Source organism: Aurantimonas sp. 22II-16-19i, from assembly GCF_002088275.1.
Classification (GTDB): domain Bacteria; phylum Pseudomonadota; class Alphaproteobacteria; order Rhizobiales; family Rhizobiaceae; genus Jiella.
The window spans coordinates 42,638-56,283 of record NZ_AQQS01000039.1; the positions used below are offsets into that span (position 1 = coordinate 42,638).

Sequence of the window (13,646 nt, forward strand, 5' to 3'; positions counted from 1 at the left end):
CGTGCTCGGCGCCGTCCTGGCGCTGGGCGGTGCCTGGCTGCTCGCCACCAACGGCATGCTGCCGGGTCTCGGCGGCCCGCAGCAGAACCTCGCCGACGAGTACGTCACCAAGGACGCGCTGAACCAGGAGATCGCGACGTTGCGCGGCGAGGGCGCGGCGGCCGGCTCCTCGGACGGCGCTCCGGCCATCGACCTGTCGCCCCTGGAGCAGCGCATCGCCGCCCTCGAAGCCTCGACGGCCGACATCGCGACGCTCAAGGAGACCGCGGAAACTGCCGGCACCAGTGCCACCAGCGCCGGCGAGGCCGCGGCCTCGGCCCAGCAGTCGGCGGATGCGCTGAGGGAGGCGAGCGATCGCACCGCCCGCCAGGCGGCGGATGCCATGAGCCAGGCGACGGCGGCGAACCAGGCGGCCGCGGCGGCCCAGCAGGCCGCGACCAACGCCCAGCAGACCGCCAACGGCGCCCAGCAGACCGCGCAATCCTCGCTCGAGAAGGCCGATGCCGCATCGAGCGCCTCAACCTCCGCCAACGAGACGGCAGAGGCCGCCAGCGCCAAGATCGACGGTGCTCTCGCCGATCTCGAACAGCGCGTCGCCGGGATCGAGCAGTCCAACCAGCGGGCGGAAGTCGCTCTGGCGGCGGCCAATCTGAAGTCGGCGATCGACGCCGGCGGGCCCTTCGCCGACCAGCTGGAAACCTTCGCCAAGACGGCGGGAGCGGGCGACACGACCGAGAGCCTCAGGACCTTCGCCGCCGAAGGCGTTCCCTCCGAGCGCCAGCTCGCGGCCCAGTGGCCCGAGGTGGAGGCGAGGATCTCGAACGCCCTGTCGCCGCCGAGGCCGAATGCGCCGGTTGGCGACCAGATGCTGGCGGGCCTGCGCTCGCTGGTGCAGGTGCGCCCGACCGGTTCCGCCCCGGCGTCCGACACCAGCGACGACGCGGTGCTGTCGCGGCTGAACGCGGCCGTCCGCTCCGGCGACCTCGACGCCTTCCGCACGCAATGGGAAGACCTTCCCGACGCTGCGAAGGACGTCAGCCGCGACTTCGCCGACAAGGTGAAGGCCCGGCTGACGGCCGAGGAAATCGTCTCCTCGACGCTGAACGGGGCGATCTCGGGCTCGCAACCATCGTCGCCCGACGCCGCCGAACCCGCCAATCAGGGCTAGTCCCGGGAAAGCCACATGCTGCGTATCCTCGCCTTCCTTCTCGTCGTCCTGGCCCTTTCGCTCGGCTTTGGCTGGCTCGCGGACAATCCCGGCTCGGTCACCTTCGACTGGCAGGGACAGACCGTCCAGACCAGCATGATGATCTTCCTGATCGCGCTGGGGATCTTCGTCTTCGCCGCGATCGTCCTGGTCTGGCTGATCTCGGCCTTCTTCCGCACCCCCCACACGATCAGCAACTGGGTCGAGGGGCGTCGGCGCGACAAGGGCTACAGCGCGTTGTCCACCGGCATCATCGCCGCCGGGGCCGGCGACGCGATCCTGGCGCGGCGCATGACCAAGCGCAGCCAGAAGCTGCTCGATCGGCGCCGCGAGCCGCTGATCCGCTTCCTCGACGCGCAGACCGCGATGATCGAGGGCGATCATGCCCATGCCCGTTCGGTGTTCCAGAGCATGGAGAGCGATCCCGAGACGCGGCTCCTGGCGATGCGCGGGCTCTATCTCGAGGCCGAGCGGGTCGGCGACGAGAAGGCCGCGCGCTTCTATGCCGAGCGGGCGGTGCGGCTGGCGCCGCACGTCCCCTGGGCCGGTGGCGCCGTCCTCGACGGCAAGTCGATCGCCGGCGACTGGGACGGCGCGATGAACGTTCTCGAGGCGCAGCAGAACACCCGCCTCATCGACCGCGACGAATCGAAGCGCACCCGCGCCGTCCTCCTCACCGGCAAGGCGATGGACAGGGTCGAGGCCGATCCGAAGACGGCCAAGGCGGCCGCCCTCGAGGCGCACAATCTCGCCCCGGAGCTGGTGCCCGCAGCGCTGGTCGCGGCGCAGGCCTGCTTCCGGCTCGGTGACCTGCGCAAGGGCGTCAAGGTGCTCGAGAAGAGCTGGACCTACGGCCCGCATCCGGAAGTCGGCGAGGCCTATGTCGCGGCCCGGCCGGGCGATTCCGTCGAGGACCGGCTGAAGCGCGCCCGCCACCTGGCGAGCCTGCGTCCCGGCAACGTCGAATCGGCCCTGTGCCTCGCCCGCGCCGCCCTCGACGCCGGCGACCTGCAGCTGGCCCGCAAGTCGGCCCTGGAAGCCGCCGAGATCGAGCCGCGCGAGAGCGTCTACCTGCTTCTCGCCGACATCGAGGAAGAGGATACGGGCGAAGTCGGCCGGGTGCGCGAGTGGATGGCCAAGGCGATCCGCGCGCCGCGCGATCCGGCCTGGACGGCGGACGGTGTCGTGTCCGAGCATTGGGCCCCTGTCTCGCCGGTCAGTGGCCGCCTCGATGCCTTCGAGTGGAAGTCGCCGCCGCAGCGGGCAATCGCCGCACAGGCGCATGTCCTCGACGAAGCCGCCCAGCCGACGATCGATGCCGAGCCCTCCGGCGCGGGCGACGCCGACGGCGGACGCCCGGGGGCTGCAGCGCCCTCCGGCGCAGCCAACGCGGGCCCGACGTCATCCGGCGCCGACAAGGCGGACACGCGGCCTGCCGGCGAGACCGCGCGGCCTGCGGCGACCGCTGCGCCCGCCGCTGGACCGTCGCCGAAATACCTGCCGGATCCGTCCAGACCCGCCGACGCGCCGGGCAACGGATCGGTGAGGCCTGCCGCCGTGAAGCCGCCGGCGCAGCCGGGAGGCACTCCGGCGCAGCCCGAATTCGGCCGCACCAGCGAGGAGCGCAAGGAGGCGCGATTCGGCTGAGGCCGGCCTCTCACGCGACGGCGGTGGCCCGTCGTCGCGGCAGGCGTTCGCGGACGCGATGCGACCGCGTGATCTCCGACCGCGTCCGATCGTCTGCCGGTTGATTCGGAACGGTCGGACGCTTTGCCAGTTCATGCCTTTTGCCGGACGCTTCGTGCCATTACTGGAGACCCATGTTCGATTCGATCAAAGGCTTCTTTCGTTCTCTTGCCGAGGATACCGGACGTCAGGAGAGCGGCGTCGACGAGGTCAGGCTCGCGACCGCCGCGCTGCTGTTCCACATCATCGAGGCCGACGGGATCGTGACCGATGCGGAGCGCCAGCGGCTGGTGGCGGTCCTCGCCGACGAATTCGGCCTGTCGCTCCAAGAGGCTGAGCGCCTCGCCAGCGAGGGCAAGCGCGCCGACCAGCAGTCCATCGACCTCTATCACTTCACTTCGGTCTTGAAGCGCGAGCTCGGCGAGGAGCATCGCATCCGCTTCGTCGAGCTCCTCTGGGAGGTCACCTATGCCGATGGCGAGGTGCACGAGCTGGAGGACAATCTGATCTGGCGCATTTCCGAGCTGCTCGGCGTCTCGACCCGCGACCGGATGCTGATGAAGCGCGAGGCGGCCGGGCGTCAGGACGAGCATTAGGCGGCGCCGGGTGACGGTCAGTCACCGGCGCAAGCGTCCGGCACGCATCTTGCTAGCCTTGCACCGGCGGGCTGGCGGCGTTAGGTCAAAGGCTCGCAGAGCCTCCGATTTGAACCGCAGCGACCGGGTTGCAGCATCAGGCCATGGCATATCACGAGCATTCGGCGATGAATGAGACGGCATCTCCCCACGGCCTGGGAGCGCCGGAATACGTCCTCGACGCGGCCGACGAGCGGCCGGTCCTGGTCGTCCTCCATCAGGAGACCTCGACGCCCGGTCGGGTCGGGCAGGTTCTCGAGAGGCACGGGGTCCGGCTCGACATCCGCCGCCCCGTTCTCGGCCAGGCGCTGCCGGAGACCCTCGACGATCATCGCGGTGCCATCGTCTTCGGCGGGCCGCCCAGCGCCAACGATCCACACGACTACATCCGGACCGAGCTCGACTGGATGAAGGTGCCGCTCGCGGAAGAGCGCCCGTTCCTCGGCATCTGCCTCGGCGCCCAGATGCTGGCCAAGCATCTCGGCGCGGACGTCAGGTCGCATCCCGAGGGCCTCGCCGAGATCGGCTACTATCCGCTGCGCTCGACGCCGGAGGGACGCCAGATCGTCCGCAACTGGCCGCAGATGATCTATCAGTGGCATCGCGAGGGCTTCGAGCTGCCGCGCGGGGCGCGGCTTCTGGCCGAGGGCGACTGGTACCCGAACCAGGCGTTCCAATATGGTCCGGCCGCCTTCGGCGTGCAGTTCCATGCCGAGCTGACGCTGGCGATGATGTATCGCTGGACGACCAAGGGCCACGAGCGCCTGACGCTGCCAGGGGCACAGGCGCGGCGGACGCATTTCAGCGACCGCGGCGTCTACGACGCGCCGGTGCTGCGCTGGCTGGAGGCGTTCCTGGCGCGAACCTTCGGCAGGCGTGTCGACGACGCCGGCAATTCCTGAACCAGCAAGATCGCGGGCCGATCGCCTCGCAGCCATGCCGAGGCTGCGTCGCGGTCGCGAGTTTCAGGCCGTCTTCGCAGCAGCGACGAGTTCGACAGCCCGGGTGAGGGCGAAGTCGTAGCCCCGCGTGCCGAAGCCGGCGATCACGCCCTCTGCCCGTCCCGAGACGAAGGAATGATGGCGGAAAGCTTCCCGCTTGTGGATGTTCGAGATGTGGACCTCGAAGACGACGCCGTCATAGGCGTTGAGCGCGTCGAGGATCGCCACCGAGGTGTGCGTGAAGGCGCCGGGATTGATGACGATGGCGGCCGCGGCCTCGCGCGCCTCGTGGATCCAGTCGATGATCTCGTATTCGCGGTTCGACTGACGGCAGCGAAGCTCGACCCCCAGCTCGCCGGCCAGCGTCGCAAGGCGTGCCTCGACGTCGGCCAGCGTCTCGAAGCCGTAGACTTCGGGCTGTCGCTTGCCGAGGAGGTTGAGGTTCGGTCCGTTGATGCAGAAGATCGTCGTCATGGGCCGAGTTAGACGCGGCCGCCCCGGATTGGCAAGGGCCGCCGGCAGGCATTCACGATGCGCCCTGGTCGCCCCTCAGCGGCGCGACAGGTTGTCGCCCACCCACTCGCGGGCGATGCGCAGGAAGTTGCGCGAGCGCTTGGCCCGGGCGATCCCCTTCACGGCGGCCTCGACGGCCTTTCCCCGGTCGGCCTTCAGGCCGATGACGAAGGTCGCGACCGGCAGCCGCTCCGGCCAGAACCGGTTCATCACGAAATGATCCGGCATCGCGCAGGAATCGGCCGACTTGATCGCGGGATCGGCGATCAGCGCGCGGGTGGTCTCGGCCATCAGCTGCTGGCCGGGCGAGGCCTGGGCGAAGCTCTCGTCATAGGCGGTCTTCCAGGCGAAGGCCTGTCCCGCCTGGATGAGCGCCACGAGGCTGGCGATCGGGCGATCGCCCACGAGCAGCGTGTAGACCCGGGCTCTGCCGTCCTCGGCAAGCGCGTTAACGGCCTCGCGGGCGAAGGCGGCGCGGTAGCGGTCGAGCACCATCGCGCTGCGCGCCTTGCCCTTCCAGCCGCTGGCCTCGACGGTCAGGAAATCCTCCAGCGCCAGGCGCACGCTTTCAGCCTCGCGGGCGACGCGGAAGCTGACCGGGCCGTGGGCCTGGAGCAGACGACGCTGGCGGTTGAATTCGCGGCGACGGCGCGACGACGTCGGCGGCATTGCCAGGTAATCGGCGGTGTCCGTCTTGATCAGGCCGGCGCGATCGAAGGCGTCGACGGTCGCCATCGGCAGCCCGGCCGCCTCGGTCACGCTGCGAAGCGCGGCGGCGAAGGGGCCGTCGGTCCGGGTTTCGGGCAGGACGAGAACGTCCGGCAGCGCGGCGGCCGGTGCCGCCAGCATCTCGAAGAAGCTCCTCAGGGTTTCCTCGGGGTCGTCGCCGTCGAGGGGCAGGGTTCCCAATCGGCCGAAGGGATGCACCCAGGCGCGGATCGTCGGAACACCCCGCACCGGCGACGTGCGCTCGATGGTGTAGGGCATCAGCAGGCGCAGGCGGCTGCGCGCCTCGCCCTCGTCCCGCAACACCATCAGGCGAACGCTGCGGTCGTCGAGGCGCGGCATGGCCGGCACGAAGAAGCGCGGGTCGAAGAACACGTTCGGCTCGATCGAGCGGCGGGAGAGATGCTGCAGCTCGCCGATCAGGGCGAAGGCCGACTCCGGTCTGTAGACGGTGAAGCGCCGGGTTCCGCCGCTGCGGCTGACGGCCATGTCGAGAACGGCGGGCACGCGGGGGCCGGCAGAGGTCGAGCTGGCCTCGAGGGATCCTGCCGCAGAATCGTGAGCGTCGACCCGCATGACTTGGGAGGGGTCGTGATGAGGGCTGTCAGCCATCCCGGGGCTTGCGGTGGACATGCTCGACATACTCGTTGAAACGCTCGATCAAGGCACTGCCGCAAGAACGTGCCGCGCCCGACACGGCAAATCGCGACCGCCTCGTCCCGCAGCCTGCGAAGCGATCGGTCGCTGCCGAGGTCATCGGAAGTCTCGACAGGGCATCCTCAGACGATTGTCCGACGAAGGCTTTAACATTTCGTCGCATCCCCACAAACACATTCGGCACTTTCCACCGCCGGCCGGCAACGGCCGAGGCGGCCGGCAGATCACGCGCCAGTCGCGTTCCAAGGGCCGGCCGGCACAAACGACCGTTCAGCCGGCAAATCCATCCGCATCCAGATACGCCTGTTCCTCCTGGGAGGTTTCACGGCCGAGGACCGGATTGCGGTGGGGGAAGCGGCCGAAGCGCGCGATGATGTCGCGATGCTCCTCGGCGAAGGAGACGTTGGTCGCGTCGCCCAGACGGCGCATCCAGTCGACGCATTCCTCCTGGTCGGCGTGTTCTTCCGAATGCATCAGCGGCATGGCCAGGAACTGGTTCACGTCCTCGGCCACGGTCTCGTGATCGCCGCGCGCCAGCGCCAGCCGGGCGATCGCGATCGCCTTGTCGTCGGTGGCGAAGGCCAGGGGCGTGCCGCGGAACATGTTGCGCGGGAACTGGTCGAGCAGGATGATCAGCGCCAGGGCGCCGTTCGCGTCCTCGGCCCAGTCGTCCAGCTCGCCGCGGGCGGCCATCTCGTGCAGATCGCCGAAGCGCTGGCGGATGGTCTCGTCGAAGGCGTCGTCCTTCTCGAACCATTTGCCCGGGCCCGCCTCGCGCCAGAAGTCGACGATGGTCTGGGGATCGGGGCGGTAGGAATGAGACATGGCGGCGGCTCGTTGGAAGGGTGCGGCAGTTCGTGGCGCTTGCAGAACTTACGGCCAGAACATAGGCACGGGGCTTGCGGCATCACAGTGGCCAGCAGTTGAAGGCGCCGAGGAAAAATGACCGAGCTCGATCTGCGCGGCCTGCGCTGTCCCTTGCCGGCGCTGCGTACCGCCCGGCAGCTGGCGGAGATGGCGACGGGCGAGACGCTGACCGTTCTGGCCGACGATCCGCTGGCGGCGATCGACATCGCCCATCTGTGCCGGACCGAGGGCCACGATCTCGTCGAGCAGCGTCAGGACGGCGAGGGCGGTCGCTTCGTCATCGTCGCCGGCGGCGCCTGACGACGGGTATCCGCCCGGCCTGCTTCCATCCCGTCGTCGTCAGCCGCCGAAGCGCATGCCGGGGACGGCCAGCGGATTGGCCTCGATCGCCGCGCGATCGGCGGTATCGGCCGCGACGCCGCCGGTGAAGGCCGAGAACAGGTCGCGCGCATAGCGCTCGTCGAGCCCCTGTCCGATGAGGACGATGCGGGTTCCAGGCTTCGTCGAGCCCGGCCAGGCGGCGAGCTGGGCCGGCGGATGCAGGAAGCCCTGGACCCCGTGCAGCACCAGCGGCCGCAGCGGGTTCTCGGCGATCAGCACCACCCCTTTCATCCGGAGGATCGCCTTGCCGGCCGTCTCGGTCAGGATCTGCAGGAAGCTCGCGAGCGCATCGAAGGGCACCGGCCGGTCGGTTTCGAGCGAGAACGAGCGGATGCCGTCATGGCGGTGCCCATGGTCATGGTCATGGTCATGGCCGTGATGCCGATCGTGTCCGTGGTCGTGCGGGTGATGGCAGGCGGCACCGTCGTCCGCGTCGCCTGCGCCGACCGGGCGTCCCGCGCCTGCCTGGTCATCGCCCTGCGTCTCGCCGAGCCAGACGCCGACCCCTTCGCCGCGCGACAAAGCATCGGCAAGGCCGCAGCCGACCAGGATTCCCTCGGCGCTCGTGATCGTGGCGGCATCGATGATCGGGGCCTGCGGATTGAGTCGGCGCACGGCCCGGCGGGTCGCAGCGACGACGTCCGGCGATGCCAGATCGGCCTTGCTGACGACGATCCGGTCGGCGACCGCCACCTGCCGGCGGCTGTCGACATGCTCGGCCAGCGTCGTGCGGCCATGCGCTCCGTCGACCACCGTCACGACGCCGTCGAGCACGTAGCGGTCGGCCAGCACCGGGTGGGACATGATCGCGGCCAGGATCGGGCCCGGATCGGCAAGACCGGTCGTCTCCACCACGACACGCCCTGGGGCGGCGCGGTCGGGGGACCCGATGTCGGCGGTGTCGCCGGTGCCGAGGGCGAGGTCCACGAGGGTGTCGACCAGTTCGCCGCGCACGGTGCAGCAGAGGCAGCCATTGGACAGCGAGATGACGCCGTCGCTCGAGACGGCCTCGATCAGCAGCGGGTCGATCGCCGCCTCGCCGAACTCGTTGACCACGACGGCGGCGTTCGCCAGCGCCGGATCGCCGATCAGCCGGTTGAGGAGGCTGGTCTTGCCGGCGCCGAGGAAGCCGGTCAGGAGCGTCAGCCGGATCGGCGGCTGCCGGGTGCTGTGTTCATCGGTCTGCGCCATGCCGTCAGTTCACGCTGTTCGTCGGCGCTGCTGGGCGCTGGCGGCCGAAGCCGGCCGGCCGCATGTTGGGGTCCATCCGGCTATCGAGGCGCGGGCCCCGCTTGGCCATCGGGCTGCGCACGCCGAGCGGAAATTCGAGGCGGGCGCCGCCCTCGGTATGGGTTTTGCCGCCCGTGGTCCCACCCGGTGAGGTCACGGCAGCCGCGGCGCCGCCGGTGACAGCCCCACCCGTATAGGCATTGGCCGCGGAGGGCTTGTCCCGCGGTTGTTCGGCCGCCGGTGCGGCCGGCTCGGCTGCAGAGGCGGGGGCAGAGGTGGGGGCGGCCTCCGCAGCCGGAGCGCCGGCCATCGTCTCGGCCGGCACGGTGTCGGCACCGTCTTCCGCAGCGTCGGCGACATCAGGGGCGGGCGGTTCCGGCCGGGGCGTCGGGATCGGGATGCCGTAATTGGCGATGATCGAGACGCCGGCCTCGACGAGTTCGTTGCCGGCCGCGCCGCCGAGCCCGACCTTCACCGTCACCGGCGGACGCTTCAGTTCCGTCAGATAGGGCGAGCCGAACATCGCCTCCCGGTCGTTCTCCTCGACCCGCTCGTTGGCGCGGGCGGTGCGGCCGGCCTGGCCGCAGATGTAGTCGGAGATGTCGACCACCTCGCCCGGCGTCGGCGGCAGGTCTTCGACCCGCTCGCTCTTCGTCGCCGGGTCGGTCTCGAAGCCCGCCTGCAGGATCGCCGCCGACAGGCGCTCGCGCTCGATCGTGCCATTGGCGCCGAGGACGACGGCGACGATGGTGCGGCCGTTCCGGGTGGCCGCCGAGACCAGATTGAAGCCCGAGGCGCAGATATAGCCGGTCTTCATGCCGTCGGCGCCCTCGAAGCGGCCGAGCAGCTTGTTGCCGTTCTTCATGATGGCCTTGCCGTTGGTGATGGCCTCGATGTCGAAATAGCCGGAGAAGGCCGGAAACTCCCGACGGATCGCCAAAGCGAGGAGCGCGAGGTCCCGCGCGGTGGAATACTGCCCCTCGCCGGGCAGGCCGTTGGGGTTGACGAAGTGCGTGTCGCGCATGCCGAGCCGGGCCGCCTCGGCATTCATCAGCGTCACGAAGTCCTCCTCGGATTCATGGGCCAGGCTCTCCCCGACCGCCATGGCGATGTCGTTGGCCGACTTCACCAGCATCATCTTCAGCGCATTGTCGAGACGGATGACGGAGCCGGCGGGATAGCCCATCTTCGCCGGCGCCTGGGCGGCGGCGAGGCGAGTGACGATGACCGGCGAATCGAGCGAGCGCCGGCCTTCGCGCAGCGCCTTCAGCGCCAGATAGGCGGTCATCAGCTTGGTGGTCGACGCCGGGAAGCGGCGTTCGGTCGCGTCCTGCTCCGACAGCACCTTGCCGGTGGCGACGTCGACGACGATGCTCGACATCGTATAGGGCGGCGGCGTCTCTGCCGGCGGCTCCGGCTCGGCGGCGGGGGTCGCTGCGCTCTCTGCCGGGGCCGGGGCGGAGGCCGGGGCCGGGGCCGGGGCTGCGGCGGCGGCCGGACGGGCCGGATCGGCCGGGGCCTTCGAGGCGGTCTCGCCGGCTGCCGGGGCCGCACCGGGGCTCGGCTTCGGGGTCGGCACCACGACGCCATCCGCCGCCGCCTGGGCGGCGGCCGGCAGCGGTGCCGCAAGGCCGGCGATCGCCAGAGCGACGACCGCGCCGCGGCACAGACGCTCGAAAAGGGGGATTTGCACCACGCGTTTCTCCCGGAACTCATCTTTGTCGCCGGCTGGCCTGTCGCCGGCTGGCCTCTCGACAGCCGCCCGGTCGGCGGCCATGCAGTCGAGGGCCTTAATGTCGGTGGCCGTCCTGTCGGGGGCCTTCCTGTGGGGGGGCCCCCTGTCGATGGCAACGCCCGCTGGTGCGGCCCGTTGACAGGCCGGCCCCGCCATGTCGCATTGCACAAGCCGGTCCGCGCTTCCCGCAGGGCCGGCGCGGCGGCGATGGCCGGACAGGCCGGCCCCGCGACGCCACTTCATTTCCGGCCCCAGCGCCGGACCATGCCTCGAACGGAAACGGACCATGCCCGTCAGTAACCGAATCGCCGCTCTAAGGCCAGAGATCGAAGCCTGGCGCCGGGCGCTGCATGCCGAGCCGGAACTCCTCTACGACGTCACCGACACCGCCGCCTTCGTATCCGCCCGGCTCACCGAATTCGGCTGTGACGCGGTCGTCACCGGTATCGGGCGCACCGGCGTCGTCGGCCTGATCCACGGCCGGGACGGCGCCGGCGGGCCGATGATCGGCCTTCGCGCCGACATGGACGCCCTGCCGATCGTCGAGGAGACCGGGCTGGAGCACGCCTCGCGGCGGCCGGGCGCGATGCATGCCTGCGGCCATGACGGCCACATGGCGATGCTGCTCGGCGCTGCCAAGGGGCTCGCCGAGACCAGAGGCTTTTCCGGAACCGTGGCGCTGATCTTCCAGCCGGCCGAAGAGGGGGGCGCCGGCGGCAAGGCGATGATCGAGGACGGCCTCTTCGAGCGCTTCCCGGTGACCCATGTCTACGGCATGCACAACCTGCCGGGCCTGCCGGTCGGCAAGTTCGGCATGCGCCACGGGGCGATCATGGCCTCGACCGACGAATTCGTGATCACCCTGAAGGGGCGCGGCAGCCACGCCGCCATGCCGCACCGTTCCGCCGACCCGATCCTCGCCGGCGCGGCCCTCGTCCAGGCGCTTCAGGCGATCGTCTCGCGCAACACCGATCCGCTCAAGTCGCTGGTCGTCTCGGTGACGCAGTTCCACGGCGGCTATGCCCACAACGTCATCCCCGAGACGGCCGAGGTCTCCGGCACGGTGCGCGCCCTCGACACGGGCATGCGCGACCTCGCCGAGCACCGCATCCGCGAGATCGCCGCCGGCATCGCGGCCGCCCACGGCCTGACCGCCGCCATCGACTGGGACCGCAACTATCCGGTCACCGTCAATGACGGGGCCGAGAGCGACTTCTGCGCCGAGGTGGCGATGGACATCGTCGGGCCGGCCAATGTCGATGCCAACGCGCCGCCGCTTTTGGCCGGCGAGGACTTCTCCTACATGCTCGAGGCCAAGCCCGGCGCCTATGTCTTCGTCGGCAACGGCGACAGCTCGGGGCTCCACACCGCGACCTACGACTTTTGCGACGAGGCGCTGGTCTACGGATCGAGCTTCTGGGTGCGGCTGGTCGAACGGGCGCTGCCGCTGCGCTGACCCGCCGGCCGGCCCGTGTCCTCCCGCGTCCGGCCGAGGCCGGCCGCAGCCATCCCGTCCCATCCGCCCGGTGGTCCCGCCGGGGCGATCCGAACGAGCCGAGAGACCACCATCATGCCGATTGCCGAAGACACCGTCCGCGCCTTCCTGCCCTATCAGCCTGTGCCGGTGGCGAGTGCGGCGTCCGGGCCGCTCGAAGGCCTCAGCGTCGGCGTCAAGGACCTCTTCGACGTCGCCGGATACCGCACCGGCTGCGGCTCGCCCCTGAAGCTCGCGGCGAGCCCCGTCGCCGCGACCACCGCGCCGGCGATCCGGGCGCTGCTCGATGCCGGGGCAAGCTTCGCCGGCAAGACCCACACCGACGAGCTCGCCTGGTCGCTCTACGGCCTCAACCCGCATTTCGGCGCGCCGATCAACGCCGCGGCGCCGGACCGCATCACCGGCGGGTCCTCGTCGGGATCGGCGGCGGCGGTGGCGGCGGGCCTCGTCGACATCGGCGTCGGCACCGATACCGGCGGCTCGGTCCGTGCGCCTGCGAGCTTCTGCGGCCTCTGGGGCATTCGCCCGACCCATGGCCGGATTTCGCTCGCCGGCTGCATGGAACTCGCCGCAAGCTTCGACACCTTCGGGCTGCTGACGCGGGACGGCGAGACCTTGGCGAGGGCGCTCGCCGTCGTCGCCGGCGAGGATCCGGCGCCGCTGCCGGCCCGTCCGCGGCTCATGCGCCCCGCCGACATGGTGGCGCGGCTGGGGGACGCGCAGCGCGCGGTCTATGACGCGGCCTTTGCCGGGCCGGGCGGGGCAGGGGATGCCGGTGCTGCCGGGGACGCGGTCGCCGAAGTCGCCGTTTATCCGGATGGCGGTGCGGGCCTCGCCTATGACGCCTTCCGCATCATCCAGTCGGCCGAGGCGCTGCGGGCGGTCGTGCCGTTCCTCGATGCGAGCGGCGCGCCGCTGGTTGCCGGCCTTGCCGAACGCGTCTCCTTCGCCCGCGGCCTCAGCGATGCCGCCATTGCCGACGCGATGGACGTCCGCGACGCCTTCCGCGATGGCATCGACGCGCTGCTCGGGACCGACGGCGTGCTGCTCGCCCCTTGCGTCCACGACGCGCCGTTTTCCCGCGACGCCGGCCCGGACATCCTCGGCGCCTTCCGCCACGAGGCGATGACGCTCCTCTGCGTCGCCGGCCTCGCCGGCCTGCCGCAAGTGACGCTGCCGGCCGGCCGCGTCGACGGCGCCCCCTATGGCGTCTCGCTGATCGGCCCGCGCGGCAGCGACGTCTCGCTGGTGCGGCTGGCGATGGCGATGGCGCCGGGTATGCCGGCGGGCTGAGGCGCGGCGCGGCGATCGCGTCACGCATCCCTGCGGCCCCCTCGGCTCATGCGCCATCGTCCCCGCGCCGCATGGCGGCCGGAGCGAGGATCGTCGTTCCGCGCCGGCGCGTCGCGTCGTGCGCCGAGGGGCGGGGTGTTGGCCCATGCCGGCGCTTCGTCGGCGCCTCGGCAGGCTGTCGTCGCCGCCCCTCGTGCCTTCGGCAGTCGGGCGGCGATGCGCCGGAGGCAAGCCCTCCGAGGTAGTTTCTCGTATTCCGGCTCGCCTCCGGCGCACCGCG

Annotated in this window: 12 protein-coding genes; 7 read left to right on the plus strand and 5 right to left on the minus strand. The window is 70.8% G+C overall.

Going from position 1 to position 13,646, the window contains the following annotated elements; translation table 11 throughout:
* Position 1: 1 nt before the first annotated feature.
* The 4 genes from ATO4_RS22820 (at position 2) to ATO4_RS22835 (ending at position 4,430) form a co-directional block, all read left to right on the plus strand.
* On the plus strand, positions 2-1,168 hold the full coding sequence (locus ATO4_RS22820; RefSeq protein ID WP_083594077.1) for a hypothetical protein: 1,167 nt from the start codon (positions 2-4) through the stop codon (positions 1,166-1,168).
* A 15-nt stretch (positions 1,169-1,183) separates the two neighbouring features.
* Complete coding sequence (locus ATO4_RS22825) at positions 1,184-2,854, plus strand: heme biosynthesis HemY N-terminal domain-containing protein (protein ID WP_083594078.1); 1,671 nt, start codon at positions 1,184-1,186, stop codon at positions 2,852-2,854.
* Between the two features lie 173 nt (positions 2,855-3,027).
* Complete coding sequence (locus tag ATO4_RS22830; RefSeq protein ID WP_083594079.1) at positions 3,028-3,489, plus strand: TerB family tellurite resistance protein; 462 nt, start codon at positions 3,028-3,030, stop codon at positions 3,487-3,489.
* 167 nt (positions 3,490-3,656) lie between these two features.
* Positions 3,657-4,430 carry a glutamine amidotransferase gene (locus tag ATO4_RS22835; RefSeq protein WP_083594090.1) on the plus strand — a complete coding sequence of 258 codons (774 nt, stop codon included), beginning with the start codon at positions 3,657-3,659 and terminating at the stop codon, positions 4,428-4,430.
* Positions 4,431-4,493: 63 nt separating this feature from the next.
* On the opposite strand, the gene aroQ is transcribed toward ATO4_RS22835, so the two are convergent.
* The 3 genes from aroQ to ATO4_RS22850 all read right to left on the minus strand — a co-directional run bounded on the left by aroQ (position 4,494) and on the right by ATO4_RS22850 (position 7,190).
* Positions 4,494-4,943, minus strand: coding sequence for a type II 3-dehydroquinate dehydratase (aroQ, locus tag ATO4_RS22840; protein ID WP_083594080.1), 450 nt, complete (start codon positions 4,941-4,943; stop codon positions 4,494-4,496).
* 75 nt (positions 4,944-5,018) lie between these two features.
* Positions 5,019-6,215, minus strand: a complete 1,197-nt coding sequence (locus ATO4_RS22845) for a GNAT family N-acetyltransferase (protein ID WP_176223129.1) — start codon at positions 6,213-6,215, stop codon at positions 5,019-5,021.
* 420 nt (positions 6,216-6,635) lie between these two features.
* Positions 6,636-7,190 carry a DUF924 family protein gene (locus tag ATO4_RS22850; protein ID WP_083594082.1) on the minus strand — a complete coding sequence of 185 codons (555 nt, stop codon included), beginning with the start codon at positions 7,188-7,190 and terminating at the stop codon, positions 6,636-6,638.
* 117 nt (positions 7,191-7,307) lie between these two features.
* On the opposite strand from ATO4_RS22850, the gene ATO4_RS22855 reads away from it, so the two are divergent.
* The gene (locus ATO4_RS22855) at positions 7,308-7,532 is read left to right on the plus strand and encodes a sulfurtransferase TusA family protein (RefSeq protein WP_083594083.1); all 225 of its coding nucleotides are present in this window, start codon (positions 7,308-7,310) and stop codon (positions 7,530-7,532) included.
* Between the two features lie 39 nt (positions 7,533-7,571).
* On the opposite strand, the gene ATO4_RS22860 is transcribed toward ATO4_RS22855, so the two are convergent.
* Positions 7,572-8,804 carry a GTP-binding protein gene (locus ATO4_RS22860; RefSeq protein WP_083594084.1) on the minus strand — a complete coding sequence of 411 codons (1,233 nt, stop codon included), beginning with the start codon at positions 8,802-8,804 and terminating at the stop codon, positions 7,572-7,574.
* 4 nt (positions 8,805-8,808) lie between these two features.
* The gene (locus ATO4_RS22865) at positions 8,809-10,536 is read right to left on the minus strand and encodes a D-alanyl-D-alanine carboxypeptidase family protein (protein ID WP_245308899.1); all 1,728 of its coding nucleotides are present in this window, start codon (positions 10,534-10,536) and stop codon (positions 8,809-8,811) included.
* Positions 10,537-10,864: 328 nt separating this feature from the next.
* On the opposite strand from ATO4_RS22865, the gene ATO4_RS22870 reads away from it, so the two are divergent.
* Both ATO4_RS22870 and ATO4_RS22875 read left to right on the plus strand, forming a co-directional pair.
* Positions 10,865-12,034, plus strand: a complete 1,170-nt coding sequence (locus ATO4_RS22870; protein ID WP_083594085.1) for a M20 aminoacylase family protein — start codon at positions 10,865-10,867, stop codon at positions 12,032-12,034.
* Between the two features lie 114 nt (positions 12,035-12,148).
* The gene (locus tag ATO4_RS22875; protein ID WP_083594086.1) at positions 12,149-13,366 is read left to right on the plus strand and encodes an amidase; all 1,218 of its coding nucleotides are present in this window, start codon (positions 12,149-12,151) and stop codon (positions 13,364-13,366) included.
* Positions 13,367-13,646 lie beyond the last annotated feature (280 nt).

What these genes read in the sequence shown, in the direction of transcription:
- ATO4_RS22825 (WP_083594078.1), top strand. Translation starts at nt 1,184, where the DNA reads ATGCTGCGTATCCTCGCCTTCCTTCTCGTCGTCCTGGCCCTTTCGCTC.
- ATO4_RS22830 (WP_083594079.1), top strand. Translation starts at nt 3,028, where the DNA reads ATGTTCGATTCGATCAAAGGCTTCTTTCGTTCTCTTGCCGAGGATACC.
- ATO4_RS22835 (WP_083594090.1), top strand. Translation starts at nt 3,657, where the DNA reads ATGAATGAGACGGCATCTCCCCACGGCCTGGGAGCGCCGGAATACGTC.
- aroQ (WP_083594080.1), bottom strand. Translation starts at nt 4,943, where the DNA reads ATGACGACGATCTTCTGCATCAACGGACCGAACCTCAACCTCCTCGGC.
- ATO4_RS22850 (WP_083594082.1), bottom strand. Translation starts at nt 7,190, where the DNA reads ATGTCTCATTCCTACCGCCCCGATCCCCAGACCATCGTCGACTTCTGG.
- ATO4_RS22855 (WP_083594083.1), top strand. Translation starts at nt 7,308, where the DNA reads ATGACCGAGCTCGATCTGCGCGGCCTGCGCTGTCCCTTGCCGGCGCTG.
- ATO4_RS22860 (WP_083594084.1), bottom strand. Translation starts at nt 8,804, where the DNA reads ATGGCGCAGACCGATGAACACAGCACCCGGCAGCCGCCGATCCGGCTG.
- ATO4_RS22870 (WP_083594085.1), top strand. Translation starts at nt 10,865, where the DNA reads ATGCCCGTCAGTAACCGAATCGCCGCTCTAAGGCCAGAGATCGAAGCC.
- ATO4_RS22875 (WP_083594086.1), top strand. Translation starts at nt 12,149, where the DNA reads ATGCCGATTGCCGAAGACACCGTCCGCGCCTTCCTGCCCTATCAGCCT.